The sequence below is a fragment of the Microcoleus sp. AT8-B5 genome, assembly GCF_036705565.1.
In the GTDB taxonomy this organism is placed as follows: Bacteria; Cyanobacteriota; Cyanobacteriia; order Cyanobacteriales; family Microcoleaceae; genus Microcoleus.
The window spans coordinates 1-12909 of record NZ_JAUBUY010000002.1; the positions used below are offsets into that span (position 1 = coordinate 1).

21 protein-coding genes are annotated in these 12909 nt (G+C 42.8%); 6 read left to right on the forward strand and 15 right to left on the reverse strand.

Annotation, left to right across the window (positions count from 1 at the left end; all coding sequences use genetic code 11):
- Window positions 1–31: 31 nt before the first annotated feature.
- From QUB39_RS01375 to QUB39_RS01385, 3 genes are read left to right on the forward strand one after another with little or no spacing between them, the layout of a single operon-like run.
- Window positions 32–295 carry a type II toxin-antitoxin system PemK/MazF family toxin gene (locus tag QUB39_RS01375; protein ID WP_333210152.1) on the forward strand — a complete coding sequence of 88 codons (264 nt, stop codon included), beginning with the start codon at window positions 32–34 and terminating at the stop codon, window positions 293–295.
- 55 nt (window positions 296–350) lie between these two features.
- Window positions 351–1205: a TIGR02587 family membrane protein gene (locus QUB39_RS01380; RefSeq protein WP_333054550.1), complete on the forward strand. Its 855-nt coding sequence runs from the start codon at window positions 351–353 to the stop codon at window positions 1203–1205.
- Window positions 1202–1609 (forward strand): TIGR02588 family protein, encoded by a 408-nt coding sequence (locus QUB39_RS01385; RefSeq protein WP_333210155.1) that lies wholly within the window; start codon window positions 1202–1204, stop codon window positions 1607–1609. The genes QUB39_RS01380 and QUB39_RS01385 overlap by 4 nt, the downstream gene beginning before the upstream one ends.
- Before the next feature lie 385 nt (window positions 1610–1994).
- On the opposite strand, the gene QUB39_RS01390 is transcribed toward QUB39_RS01385, so the two are convergent.
- From QUB39_RS01390 to QUB39_RS01450, 13 genes are all read right to left on the reverse strand, one after another.
- Window positions 1995–2588, reverse strand: a complete 594-nt coding sequence (locus tag QUB39_RS01390; protein ID WP_333054547.1) for a CPBP family intramembrane glutamic endopeptidase — start codon at window positions 2586–2588, stop codon at window positions 1995–1997.
- Window positions 2589–2619: 31 nt separating this feature from the next.
- Window positions 2620–3702 carry a DUF3326 domain-containing protein gene (locus QUB39_RS01395; protein ID WP_333210157.1) on the reverse strand — a complete coding sequence of 361 codons (1083 nt, stop codon included), beginning with the start codon at window positions 3700–3702 and terminating at the stop codon, window positions 2620–2622.
- Window positions 3699–3890 (reverse strand): hypothetical protein, encoded by a 192-nt coding sequence (locus tag QUB39_RS01400; RefSeq protein ID WP_333054545.1) that lies wholly within the window; start codon window positions 3888–3890, stop codon window positions 3699–3701. The genes QUB39_RS01395 and QUB39_RS01400 overlap by 4 nt, the downstream gene beginning before the upstream one ends.
- Window positions 3891–3947: 57 nt before the next feature.
- The gene (locus QUB39_RS01405) at window positions 3948–4265 is read right to left on the reverse strand and encodes a 2Fe-2S iron-sulfur cluster-binding protein (RefSeq protein ID WP_333054544.1); all 318 of its coding nucleotides are present in this window, start codon (window positions 4263–4265) and stop codon (window positions 3948–3950) included.
- Window positions 4266–4509: 244 nt separating this feature from the next.
- The gene (locus QUB39_RS01410; protein WP_333210159.1) at window positions 4510–5055 is read right to left on the reverse strand and encodes a Uma2 family endonuclease; all 546 of its coding nucleotides are present in this window, start codon (window positions 5053–5055) and stop codon (window positions 4510–4512) included.
- A 22-nt stretch (window positions 5056–5077) separates the two neighbouring features.
- Complete coding sequence (locus tag QUB39_RS01415) at window positions 5078–5368, reverse strand: hypothetical protein (RefSeq protein WP_333054542.1); 291 nt, start codon at window positions 5366–5368, stop codon at window positions 5078–5080.
- Window positions 5361–6542, reverse strand: coding sequence for a GTPase (locus QUB39_RS01420; protein WP_333210161.1), 1182 nt, complete (start codon window positions 6540–6542; stop codon window positions 5361–5363). The genes QUB39_RS01415 and QUB39_RS01420 overlap by 8 nt, the downstream gene beginning before the upstream one ends.
- Window positions 6543–6697: 155 nt before the next feature.
- On the reverse strand, window positions 6698–7195 hold the full coding sequence (locus QUB39_RS01425; protein WP_333054540.1) for a DUF29 domain-containing protein: 498 nt from the start codon (window positions 7193–7195) through the stop codon (window positions 6698–6700).
- Between the two features lie 188 nt (window positions 7196–7383).
- Window positions 7384–7923 (reverse strand): Uma2 family endonuclease, encoded by a 540-nt coding sequence (locus QUB39_RS01430; RefSeq protein WP_333210164.1) that lies wholly within the window; start codon window positions 7921–7923, stop codon window positions 7384–7386.
- Between the two features lie 55 nt (window positions 7924–7978).
- The gene (locus tag QUB39_RS01435; protein ID WP_333210166.1) at window positions 7979–8362 is read right to left on the reverse strand and encodes a hypothetical protein; all 384 of its coding nucleotides are present in this window, start codon (window positions 8360–8362) and stop codon (window positions 7979–7981) included.
- An 11-nt stretch (window positions 8363–8373) separates the two neighbouring features.
- On the reverse strand, window positions 8374–8811 hold the full coding sequence (locus QUB39_RS01440) for a CdiA C-terminal domain-containing protein (RefSeq protein WP_333210168.1): 438 nt from the start codon (window positions 8809–8811) through the stop codon (window positions 8374–8376).
- Between the two features lie 384 nt (window positions 8812–9195).
- Window positions 9196–10311 carry a hypothetical protein gene (locus tag QUB39_RS01445; RefSeq protein WP_333210170.1) on the reverse strand — a complete coding sequence of 372 codons (1116 nt, stop codon included), beginning with the start codon at window positions 10309–10311 and terminating at the stop codon, window positions 9196–9198.
- Between the two features lie 573 nt (window positions 10312–10884).
- On the reverse strand, window positions 10885–11373 hold the full coding sequence (locus QUB39_RS01450) for a hypothetical protein (RefSeq protein WP_333210172.1): 489 nt from the start codon (window positions 11371–11373) through the stop codon (window positions 10885–10887).
- A gap of 146 nt (window positions 11374–11519) precedes the next feature.
- Here QUB39_RS01450 and QUB39_RS01455 point away from each other — a divergent pair, with 146 nt between their 5' ends.
- Genes QUB39_RS01455 through QUB39_RS01465 form a run of 3 tightly spaced genes read left to right on the forward strand, consistent with a single transcriptional unit; the run spans window position 11520 to window position 12268 of the window.
- The gene (locus tag QUB39_RS01455; RefSeq protein ID WP_106149040.1) at window positions 11520–11732 is read left to right on the forward strand and encodes a helix-turn-helix domain-containing protein; all 213 of its coding nucleotides are present in this window, start codon (window positions 11520–11522) and stop codon (window positions 11730–11732) included.
- A 56-nt stretch (window positions 11733–11788) separates the two neighbouring features.
- Window positions 11789–12001 (forward strand): helix-turn-helix domain-containing protein, encoded by a 213-nt coding sequence (locus tag QUB39_RS01460; RefSeq protein WP_106149042.1) that lies wholly within the window; start codon window positions 11789–11791, stop codon window positions 11999–12001.
- Between the two features lie 54 nt (window positions 12002–12055).
- Window positions 12056–12268 (forward strand): helix-turn-helix transcriptional regulator, encoded by a 213-nt coding sequence (locus tag QUB39_RS01465; RefSeq protein WP_333210174.1) that lies wholly within the window; start codon window positions 12056–12058, stop codon window positions 12266–12268.
- A 29-nt stretch (window positions 12269–12297) separates the two neighbouring features.
- Here the strand turns inward: QUB39_RS01465 and QUB39_RS01470 are convergent, their stop codons facing one another.
- A complete protein-coding gene (locus QUB39_RS01470) occupies window positions 12298–12672 on the reverse strand; it encodes a hypothetical protein (RefSeq protein WP_333210176.1) in 375 nt (124 codons plus the stop codon).
- Window positions 12673–12688: 16 nt separating this feature from the next.
- Complete coding sequence (locus tag QUB39_RS01475) at window positions 12689–12892, reverse strand: hypothetical protein (protein WP_190657376.1); 204 nt, start codon at window positions 12890–12892, stop codon at window positions 12689–12691.
- Window positions 12893–12909 lie beyond the last annotated feature (17 nt).

Genomic DNA, 12909 nt, shown 5'->3' on the forward strand with positions numbered 1-12909 from the left:
TTAATGAACCCTAAACATTTAAGAAATTGGTTTGCTAATTGCTGCTACTGTACCTCATAACAGCGGGAACCGCTGTATTGTTGTTGCACGAGTGACAAGTCAAACAACTAAGACTGTTTTTGATATTGAGATTGTAGAATGGGAGCAGGCAGGTTTTTTGCGTTCGTCAGTGGTTCGACTCCATAAGGTGAACACAATAGAAAAGCGTTTGGTCAATCGTCGATTGGGAATTTTAACCGCTAGCGACTGGACGCAAGTTAGAGAAAGAATACAACAAATATGGTATTCTATTTGAGCCAGTTTAAAAAAATATTTACTTGCCCAATTTTTGACGTGCGTTTTCACGAAACATGAAAAAATCAAAAAGACTTAAAAATCAGTGGTCAAAGGAACTAAACGACATCATTCGAGGTGCATCTGGTGGCTTTTTGTTCGGAATTCCGCTGCTTTATACGATGGAGGTTTGGTGGATCGGTTCCTATACTACACCAGCGGAAATGTCGATCGCGATCGCAACTACTTTTCTCGTCGTTTTCTTGTTGACTCGCACGGAAGGTTTTCGCAAAACTCAAGAGATCCGCTGGCTAGATGCTGCAATCGATACCGTAGAAGCGATCGCCCTTGGCATTGTCTGCGCGGCTTTTGTCCTGTTTTTGCTCAGGGAAATTACCCCGGAGACTCCGCTGCAAGAAACTTTGGGGAAAATCATCTTTGAAGGCCTGCCGTTTGCCTTGGGAGTAGCCCTGGCCAACGGTTTCTTGAGCGGCGATCGCTATCAAAGTTCAGACAGTGAACAGGAACCTACCATTAATGCAACTGTAGCAGATATCGGCGCTACTTTAATCGGCGCGATGATCATTGCTTTCAACATCGCCCCAACTGACGAAATTCCCATGCTAGCGGCAGGTATTTCGCCACCTAGGCAATTAGCAATTATCGCCGCTTCCCTGCTAATTTCTTACGGTATAGTATTTGTAGCAGGCTTTACTTATCAAGCAAAAAGGCAGCAGCAGCAAGGGATTTTTCAGCGTCCTCTCAGCGAAACTGTCATGGCCTATTTAGTGTCCCTGGCGGCTTCTGCATTTATGATGTTTTTCTTCCACAAACTCACTTTTGACGACCCGTGGTCGCTGTGGTTGAACTATACGTTAGTATTGGGATTGCCGGCGGCTGTTGGCGGCGCCGCGGGGAGGTTGGCGGTATGAGTGAAAGTAATAACAAAGAACAGCAACAAAAAAGAACTTTTGCTGAATGGGTGACATTTGCGATCGCCTGCTTGATCCTCTTTTCCATCACCGGACTCGTACTCTACAACTGGGTGACTAAAAAGCAGGAACCTCCGGTTATTTCTGTCACTCGGAACACGCCTATTCGCGAAAATCAAGGGCAATTTTACGTGCCGTTTACAGTAACTAATACGGGCGGCGAAACGGCAGAATCAGTGCAAATTATGGCCGAACTCCGCGTCAACGGTGAAGTTGTAGAATCCGGCGACCAACAAATAGATTTTTTGTCAAGCGGTGAAACTCAAGAAGGAGCTTTTATTTTCAGCCGTAACCCCAGTCAAGGTGAGTTGATTGTGCGATCGAGCAGTTACAAACTGCCTTAACAAGGTTTTCAACTCTCGTTTCCGGTAAGTGTGACCCTCATAAAATCCTGTCGCTGGGTGGGGGCGGGTTTAAAAATACCTTGGTTATTAAGCAGAGATACGGGTGAACCCGCCCCTACAAAATTTACGTTTATTGACCGAGAATTTTTTCATGGTACCCGCCACGTGATTTATCCGTGGAATCAATCCAAAATCTAAAATCCTCAAGCCCCCGAATTTATCTCGCGCAAGTCAATCCAAAATCCAAAATCTAAAATCTAAAATAGAATGACTCGGTATCACGTTAAATAGACATAATTCCCGTAGGGGCGGGTTCACCCATCTCTCCAATCGAGTGAGAGATTCATTAAACCCGCCCCAACCTCGATATTGTAGTGCGATCGAGCTAACGCTTCACGAGATTGTGTTCCCACTTCCAAACACAGCTAGAAATCAAATTTGTGCAGATATGAGCCGTAATTGGCACTAACAAATTCCCAGTAGCTAAAACACTGTAACCCAACAGCAATCCGACAGCCGTTGCCCAAACAGCATAAGGCCACTGATCCAGGGTTCCCAAGTGCAGAATACCGAAACAAAAACTCGATAAAACTAAACCGGTAACATTCAATCCCAAAGCAGACAGCATCACGCCTCGAAATAGCAATTCTTCGCTAAGTCCCGGCAGGAGTCCCAGCCAAATTAAATCCGGCCAAAACAAAGGTTTGAGCACTACTTCCAAGTAAACATCCGCACTGCGGCGATAACCGGGCCAGAGTTGATAAACGATCGCACTACCGCCTGTAATTGCCAGTCCGAGCGCAAATCCTTTGAGCAAGTCGATTCCTATCAATTTGACTGGCAAAAGCGAGACCGATCCAAATAGCAACCACAATTTAGCTACCGCCAGCAACATAATTGCTGTCACGCCCATTGCTACTAAAATTTGGGTGCGCGTCAAGGGTTCAATTTCAGGATTTCCGGGAAGTTTTTCTGCCACTTAATCACTTTTAGATTTGAGGTTTGAGATTTTAGATTTGTTTAGTTGAGTCAGACAAACAACGCAGGGGGGAGATGTCTGCGCCCAAGGAAGCTGGACTGATGCCCGATCGCAAAGCGACCAAAACTCCGATCGCCTCTAAATATGAGTTTACCTGCAAAGCTTTGATTCCGAGTTTTTCTGGAGTCGCCTGCATCTGGGTTTTGTTGTCGCCGACAGCGATGATTTGTACGGACGATCGCGCACTCAAACTCAGAATAGCACTGCCGCCGCAGGCTGTGGCGGGTATCACTACCGCATCGACTCGATCGGCGGTAATTGATAATTGATTGTGCTGCTGGCTTTCTGGCGCTACCAATTGGGGAGCTTTGCTGAGTCCGGCAAGCACGCAAGGTAGGAAAGTATAGCCGATTTCCTCAGCAGCCGATCGCGGGGACAGGTGCGGATCGAGGGGAAGTGGGGAAAGCGCAGGGGCGTGGGCGCAGGGGATTTTAAACGTCCTGACGATGAGGTGGCTGATCACAGCTTCCGCGCCGGCGAGGGGGTCAACTCCTTTGCCACGGCGGTAGTTTTCGAGGGCGAGGCTGCCTTCATCGTCGGGAAATCTGGCTACAACTGCGATCGCCTCTACTCTTGCTTGTGTGATTAATTTTTCTGCCGCGCGCAATAAACTGTCTGGATTGCCGATCGTCCCCCAGGATGCCCCGGATTCGGAAATACGCAATTCTACTTGCAGGGGGCGATCGGTTAAAACACAATCGGTTATATTCAAACCCAATGTAGCTCTCGCTGCATCAGCCGCTTGCAAGTGGCGCAACTGCAAGTCTGGTTCAATGCCGGCATCGAGGATTAAGCCGATGCGATTTTGATGTACCGGTTGCAGTCCCCAGCATCCGGCAGCAAATTTGTCAAGGGCGTAACCTTCAACGTAGAGAGCGTTAGGTATGGGCCAATAAAGTTGAGCGCCGTTGAGGACGTTGGGGTGAGTGATCAGGGTGTCTGAAATTTGGGCGATCGCCCTAGCCACGGGCAGCGCATCTCCTGCAAACCCACCAATCGAGGCTCCAACGCCTGTGGGGACTATCAAAACCACTGTCAAAGGGCGGGGGTTCACGGTGTTGCGGGGGATGCTTCCACGAGCACGTAGCCTTCTACAACAGCCTTTTGCCGATCGACATCCACGTCTGTGACTGCCCACCGTAGGGGTTCGCCGTGCTTTTGCAGTTCAATTTCAATAGCCGAGTGCAGTTGCTCGGCGGTATCGTGGAGGTCAACTTCTGCGGAAATGAAATGGGTGGTCATAGGGCGATCCATAGTGGTTTTACCGCTAACGGTACTTAGGTCAATTTTAGCTTAGTGCTAGGATTTACCGAATTGGCGATCGTAAACAATGTCTTCTTTTTCTGTTTCTATCTTCAAGTTCGATCGGGGATAAGCAACACACAGCAACACATAACCTTCTGCCTGAAGTTCGGGACTAACGCCCATGCCATCAACTTGATCAACTTGACCCTCAATAATTTTAGCAGCGCAAGTAGTACAAACCCCCGCATTGCAAGAACTCGGCAACTCAATGCCAGCGGCGTTGGCGGCGCGGAGAATTTGTTTATCTTCGGGTACTTCTACGGTATAGGTAGAGCCTTGGTGGATCAATTCAACAGTGTAAGTCTTAGACATATATCAATTATTGGTTTTAATTCCCCAATTGGAATTTACGCTAGATTTGGAAACAAAGCAATCAGTATTTTACCGCTGTTGGTGCTTTTGTGCAATTTTACAACTGCATTTTTTATTGATAATTTTTTTTATTAATTGGCCGGGCGAGTGAGTGGCATTTTGTCAATGACTTTTTCACAAATTATTACAAACCTCACGGCGGAACTGTGCCACAAAGCACTTATACCTAATTAATTTTTTGCCTTCAAGCCAACAACTCATCAACCGCAAGACTAAAACCCGGCAGCACTAGCTGAGTGCTGACGGTAGAACCCAGGTTAAAAGTTAACTTTTGAGTTTGAGTCATTATCAATATCCAGCGACTTTCTGGAAAAACTATCCAAACTTCCAGACAACCCGAATCTAAATACTCTTGTGCTTTAAGAAAAATCTCTTCCGCAATATCAGTAGGAGAAACTATTTCAGCAATTAACAGCGGGCTTTGAGGCAAAGTAGGAACATCGCCATATTCAGCAACAAGTTCAGCAGTCAGATAAGCTACATCAGGGCGGCGCACTCGCCTGTCAGTACGACAAGGAACTTCTGTATAGACTTCGCCACCTTGTCCGCTAGAATCTTTGTAATTTCCCCAAGCACGATCTAGTCTAGATTGGATTCGACTGTGTTTTACTGTCATGCCATTTTTCTCCGAGATTTGCCCGTCCACCCATTCCATATCATCGGCGGGACAGGCTATAAAGTCTTCTAGAGAAACATTTTCTGATAAAACGGCAGCCATTACCATAGCCATTTACTCCCTTTTGCAGAATTCACTAAATTATAGCAATCTTTGGTAATTGGTAATTGGTAATTGGTAATTGGTAATTGGTAATTGGTAATTGGTAATTGGTAATTGGTAATTGGAACTGAGATATTGCACCATTTTCAGCAACAGGCTTTCCGGCCTGTTCCACAAGAAAATCAATATCTTTGTGGAACAGGCAGGAAAGCCTGTTCATAAAAGGCTTATTGAGAATGGTGCAATATCTCAGTTGGAGTAACAAAATAACCCATGCCCTATGCCCTATGCCCCATGCCCCATGCCCCATGCCCAATTTACTCAATATTAATTTGATTGGGTGGTTTAGGTTGATTCGGTTTGTCATCCTTCAAAGTTTTACGCCCAGAACTAGCATAATCCTTATACAAATCCACAAACATCTTTGTCAACTGCTGCAAAGAAAGTTGTTCCCCATTAACTTGAGCTTTCATATAAGCTTTAAGCACTTCAATGTAAGCCAAACCGAGGGCAAGCGTGAGAGTTGCCGCCGTTGCACCAGAGATAGCACCGCCGACAACTGTACCCGCACCAGGAATCATTTTAATCAAATTAGTAACAATACTTCTGCCAACAGCAGTCACCCCACCAGCGCCGCTAATAGCAGACAGCATCGCCGAAATAAACCCCTTATCAAAGGGCATTCCAAAAATCACAGTAATATTAGCAATCATGGCCGTTTGCATCGTCATCAAAATCGGCGCATCAGCAAAGGGTACAGGAGTCGCACCGACAATTGCAGAACCTGCAACATAAGCACTTAGATACTTAAATGCCATATCGGATTTGAGCGCAATATTTGCAATTTGTTCTTTAACAAAAGCTTTTTTAGCTACTTCCGGCAGCAGTTGAAAAGTTGCATCTACCAACTTATCTAAACCGTGAGATTTTACTGTATAATCCTCATCAATTTCTTCCGGTTCAGCCATGACGGGGATGATTTGACTGACTGGCAAATTCATGTGTTCCAGTTGCTTGAAAAACTCGCTCGGCTTTTTAGATGTGGTCTGAGTCAGCACTAAAAGAACTGGTACATCTTTGACTTCCATTTCTTTTAGCCAGCTTTCCTCCACAGATTCTATTCTATTGGCGCTGTGATTGATGCAGTACCAGATGACGTGAATGTGTTCTTTTGGGTGCAGGAGTCTTTGGTCTTCAATCAGTTTAGCAACGTTTAATTGAATAACTTTAATTTGTTCGGCGTTAAGTTCGAGTCCGGGAGTATCGTAGACTGTAATGGGGCAATTCGGTTTTGTATATTGGCGAATGCCTTGAGTTATGGGGCGGCCGACTCCGGTTTCTGCTAAGCGTTGGCGAAAAACGGAATTTATCAGGGTACTTTTGCCAACACCAGTTTTGCCGATGACTAAAACATTGCACTGTCCCACTTGGTTTTCTGCCTCTTTGAAGGCGTAATAACTTCTATTTAAAAGCTCGTCTAAGGAAAAGTCGTCTGACATGGCGGTTTGCTCCGATAAGGGTGGGATATTAATTCAATACCACCGAATAGAATTCCGATGCTCTACAAACGAAGTCCGCGAAGGCGGACTGGGGGAGTATTAAATATATTGTAGCAATTTGATTTCAGAACCAGTGGAAAGGATATCTGATTCAATTATTCAATATTTTCAGGATTTTCAGGCTGCTCGCTGTCAGGCGGTAAAAAATCAGGATTAAGAACTTCTTCTTCAGTAAATGGAGACTCTGGGGGAAATATCTGAATAGATAAACCTGTTTCATCTGCGGCTAATTCCCTAGCATCTTGATAAGATTCATTAAAAATTTCTTCAAAAAAACGATATAAACTTGGACTGGTTTTGAAGGTATCTCGGATGCGTTGACGATGTTCACGAATGGTGTACACCCAACTATTTGTTCGTTTTTCTGGCTGATATTTATACTTAAGTAAGTGCATTAAAAGTACCCTTAAATTACTTTTTAAAGCATTCTTATCGCTTTTTCCCATACTTTCCAGTTCCTCTAGTAAGTTCTCTAAATCTATTTCAGAAAACTTTCCCTCTTTCAATAAGTTGATTGTTGTCTGTAACCAAAGATAAAAATCCCGTTCATAAAGAGATGTTATTGCAGTTGTTATTGATTGGATAGTTGTCATTTTGTTTGACTCCATTTCTTGGTCATCAACCTAAGAATATTGTAGTAGTAGGTTGCGTAGCCCTTCGACTCCGCTCAGGAACCGCGACAGCGAACCCTCCGCTAAATGCTCCGCCCAACAAATCCCAGAAATTGTTGGGTTTCGTAAACTCAACCCAACCTACTGAGTTTCGGATTTCATAATTTAGTTTAACCTAGCAATCCATCGACATCGATGCTAAAACCGATCAGGATTTGTTGGGTGCTGGCGGTATCGCCGGCTCGAAATGTCAATATTTGATTTTGAGTCATCACGAATATTAAACGACTTTCGGGAAAAACTAGCCAAACTTCCTGACAGCTAGATTCTAAATATTCCTGTGCTTTGAGAAAGACATCTTCAGCGATATCGGTGGGTGAAACTATTTCGGCAATTAACGAAAAACTTTGGGGTAAAGTGGCAAGATTGCCAAATTGTGCAACTAATTCGGGTGTGAGATAGGCGACATCGGGACGGCGAATTTGTCGGTTGGTACGGCAAGGAACCTCGACATAAGCCTCTCCCCCTTGGCCGCTTGAATCTTTGTAATTTTTCCAAGCATCCCCCAGGCTTAACTGAATTTTACCCGTCTTTAGTGTCATGCCATTTTTCTCTACAAGTTGTCCGTCCACCCATTCCATGTTGTCGGGCGGATGAGCCATGAACTCTTCTAGAGTAAAATGCTTCTGTGCGGCAGTAGCAGTGACCATAGTCATTTCCTCGTTTTTACAAATCGGTTTCAGAACTTGCCTGTATGATGTTCGATCAAACCTTCACCAATGGCGCAAACTCCTCTAACTTCACTTGTAAGTCATCCACCAGCATTAAACGATACCTTTCGGTAGTTTTCAACTTGTGGAGAACATAACTAGCAAACTCATCTCGCCACTTTTTTCTATCAAGTTCATTCGAGATGTTCAGCGCTCTGATAGATAGGTTGTAAGGGTATTCTTCAAAGTTGAGTTCTTTATCATTTTCAAAATCATGCTTTCCTACTGTAAGAGTGATTGTTGAGTTACGAAACTCATACCAGTGGTCAATCCCATCAGAAACCAGCTCTAATTTTAGAGCCAATATAAACTCTAATTCTTTGATTAAATGTTCGATGTCCTGTGGAAAGTCTACAAAAATATCTAGTGTGCGAGACATAAAAACCTCCTTTATTGAAACTCAGTAAAAGTGATGTCATAGATATCGCCAATAATTCGGACGCTATCAATTTTTCCGCGTGTAATATTTTTGGCCCTCTGCAAACCTCGTTCAGCCTCAGCCTCTATCAACCCAGACGCCCTAGCATCTATAATTATATCCCTAGCCTGTCCGCCTCGTCTAATCGAATTGTTGATCTGATTTTTTACTGTCGCGCTTGTAGCACCGGCATCCAGACTTTTGAATTCTGTGCGTTTTCCATCTACCTCAGCATCGGGATTTCTACCTCCATCGGTTTTTTCTACCAAGGCTTTAACATTTTTTCCCTCTCTTTCCAGAAATTCAGCAATTGCTCTTTCGGTTTCACCAAAAGCTCTTTCTGATTCATCAATACTGCCACAATTAGCCGAATTTGGCTCAGGGGTTTGGTTAGTCCCGTTATTCACCATTTTTGGTTATTTAAAATTTTGGTGAATTATCGCACATTATGAGCCAAGCCACTTGATAAAAGGAACCGGGTTTCTCACTTAGTCAATACAATGATTCCTCTCCCATCAGGTTCTACTATTACCTTAATATTAACACTATCTCTAGTTCCTTCAATCTGCCATCTTACGGGCTTACCAGCAAAGAAGTTACTTAAACTTTTAGCAAAGACTTAAGATAAGGATAAACTCTGAAACAATAAATTCTCTTTGATTTTCTGACAATTAATGGCACTTTTGCAAGTAGCCTGCTATTACTATTATGGCCGGTAAAGACGATGATTTTATCCCATAACCATTGTAAAATTAAGTTGGTATTGAGAACACAATGATGGCACATAAAATGGATTAAAGGAGTTTTTTTAGCCTTTCCTTTATTGAGTCGAGATCATTAATTTTCAATAGTTCTTCAATTTCTAATTGCATATTCTTCTTACCTTTTTTTAGCCCTTCTTTATAATTCTCATCGTCGAGCATGTTCAGATATTTCTTAACTTCTTCTTCAAAATCATTTAGAGTTTTATAAGGTAATTCATCCATATTCTTTGGATCAGATATTATTTTATACTCTTCTTTCGCAAGAATTTCACGAATATCCTCAGAAAGCTCATAAGTTAGATTTTCTTTATATGTTACAAAACATCCTTCTGTCTTTTCTTGATAGGAACAGTGAGACAGGATTTTAGCAATTTGAAATATCTTGTTTTCTATTAATAAGAGGCATAAAGAACCTTGAGGAACATCATTTTTCTCTTCATCTATAGTTTGAATCGAGTGAAAACAACCTATATTTTTATCATTAGCGAGATTAGTTGCCTTGGCAAGAAGAAAACTATCAGTCAAGACACCTAGTTTAAGGAATTTACCGGGTGTGTCTGTTATGGGTGGTTGATCTTGATTTCCAGGCGTAGATTTTTCTTCAGACGGTGAGAGAACTTCATTTTGATTTTCAGAAGACTCTCCATTATATTTATTAATTTTTTCTGCAAATTCCTTAATTTTTTGTTCCCATGAATTATATTGATTGTTCTGGTACTCGTCAATTATTTTTTCCCATAAATCATATTCCTTAGAATCAATATATATCTCAGACAAACGAGCAATTAATGTTTTTGTTAAGTTGAAGTTGTGGATACTAATACATAATTCTCCCTCACATTCAAGACCTGGCCGAGTTAGATTAGATGACCCTATGATCGAAACACCTATCTGAATGTCAGCTTTTATCTTCACATTCCGACTCCGACCTAAAAAACAATAGGCTTTGATATGAAAGTTCTTCTTAGGGCATATAAAGTGAACAGATTTATTATTAGGTTTTTTTGATTTTTCTGATTCGATAAAATCTAATATTTTTTTAATATTTTTAATCTCATTAAAGAAGTTTTTGCTGCCGATGGCAATCACAACTTTCGCATCTTCTGTTAAAGAATCGGATGAAAGAATTTGTTTTACTTGTGTCACCCCAGCATCATCAAAAAAAGCAGAAAAAATATAAATTTCACTCCAATAAAATTGTTCGGAATCTAATAAAGTATTGATTTTATTTTTTCAGCTTTCTTTGTCGTCGTACAAAAACTGATAATTCATCGTAAATACCTCCAATTAATTGATATAAAACTTTTTAGGTAAGATGTAAACCACAATTTGATTATCTTCGCTAAAACTGCGCGATCGCAATAAAGTTGACTAAAAACATAATCAGCCAACTCAATCAAAGCCTACTTCGACTCCGACGGCGGGAACCCCACCAAACGCATAACCGCAGACTGAGCGGACTTAGCCTGTAATTCCCGCGATGCCTGGGATGTTTGAAAGGTTACTCATGGGCTTAACAAGGGATAGAGAGGGAAACGCATGGAGAAATTATAACTGTTGCAGTCGAGCTTGAACCAATTTTTGAATATTTGTGGCAGAGATCGGATTTATGAGAGTTACGCACAGCAAAGAAACCGGGTTTTTCACTTAGTTAAAGGCTGGGATGCCGTATTTTTGCAAAAAAACCCGGTTTCTAATCACCAGTGTTTTAGTCATAATTTAAAAATGTTGCAGCAGAGATTTTTCTTGGGCGTAAACCTTTCGCAGCGACTCCAGCCCGATCGCACTTAACATCAATTTAATCACCCCCACCATTTTCCCCCACTCCAACAATTCAGAAACACAAACAGCTTTCTGAAATCTCGCCGCATAGAAATCCACCCAAAAATCCGGCGCGTGTCTCTCTTTCTGACTCGCTATCCGGCGCTTCCAATAACCAAAATCTAAACCAGAGGGCGATTCCACTCCCAAAACTGGCGGAAAGTCGGCATAACTGACAAACCGACTCATGCCTTTGGCGTGCACGTACAAGATATGCGCCCAGCACTCGAAGCGATATATTTGTTCTACCTTGATTTTCAGCAGCCGCGCGATCGCCTCTTTTGTCACAAACCGGCTCAATCTGTGTCTGGGGGTTGATTTTGGTCGAAAGCTTGCTAACATGGTTGATACATCCCACTTGATGGGAATTTTCAATGGTTGATACATCCCACTTGATGGGAATTTCAGATGGTTAATAAATCCCAGTTGATGGGATTTGAACTTTGATAGGCGATCGTCTTTTAGTTTTCCAGACCTGGGGGCGATCGCTTTTTTCGATAAAATTATAATATACTAAATCTAGTGGTCTGTCAATGGGTTTAATTAGATTGCGGGTTAGAGAATTTGCTGGTGAGAAAGGCTGGACGATCAAAGAGGTTTCTGACCGATCGGGAGTCAACTACAGCACCCTCAGCACCTATTCACGTTCTCCAGGAATGGCAATGGTTGATTTTACTTGTCTGCTGAAGTTGGCACGTACTTTTGACGTGATGGTGGAAGATTTGGTTGAGGTCGTCAAAGAATAGTCGATCGCTTTTTGGGATAACACTATCCGATGATGGTACACCATCATTTGTCAAGTATGGGTTTAGTCAGACTAAAAGTCAGGGAATTTGCGGCTGAGAAAGGTTGGACGCTAAAAGAGGTTTCAGAACGATCAGGAGTAATTTACAGCACCGTCAGACACTACGCCCGCTGTCCGGGAGTGTCAACCATTGACTTTATTTCTATACACAAATTGGCTCGCACCTTTGATGTAATGATTGAAGACTTGGTGGAAATTGTGCAGGAGTGAGCGATCGCTTTTTACGATAAAATTTTATCCCAGAGTAAATCTAGTTTTTTGTCAATGGGTTTAATTAGATTGCGGGTTCGAGAGTTGGCTGCTGAGAAAGGCTGGACGATCAAAGAGGTTTCTGAGCGATCGGGAGTAGTTTACAGTACGCTCAGAACCTATGCCCGATCGCCCGGCTTAGCAACTGTTGACGTGACAGCCTTGCACAAGTTGGCAAGGACTTTTGATTTGTCGATCGAAGATTTGTATGAAATTGTGCAGGAATAGTCGATCGCTTTTACGAACTAATTATCCACTCAATATTGCTCGACAGTTGCTAGCCTCTGATTGACAGACTCACCCCCTTGTAGCGCTTCCCAATCAGATGTAACAGGTTGGTAAGAACAGTAACACACCACAATTCGCTCCTCAGTATCGGAAGCAAAAAACTGCTGAACGCGAGTAACTACCCAATCTCCATCTTTCCCGTGGGTGACTCCATTACCGGGGTCAGATAAATTTTCATAATCGCGGGTTTTGTCCCCTACTTGAGGAATTTCTGGGTTTTCTTCCCAAGTCCAATTTTCCCAAAGTATATTAGTGAGACCGCCCCTCGGCATAAGCTGACGTTGTTCCCAGCCCGGAGCACTCATGCTTTCGGTTTTGTAGACAATCCAGATTTTTTTTGCCATTTTTCCTCCCTTTCCTTTAATCTTGGTAATCTTGCCACATATCCTGAAACGAGGTTTGTTCCCCGTCAAACACGCAAGCCACATCAGGGGGGGTGTTACGAGTCACTCGGATTTCTTTTAACCGCCAGTGGTATTTTTCGCCCATCTTTTCACAGAGTTCGGGATCTGTAACATGGTGTACGTTTTCTGGCTTTGGATTCGGTACGCGATCGCTCCTCACTTCAGACTTCCCTTAAA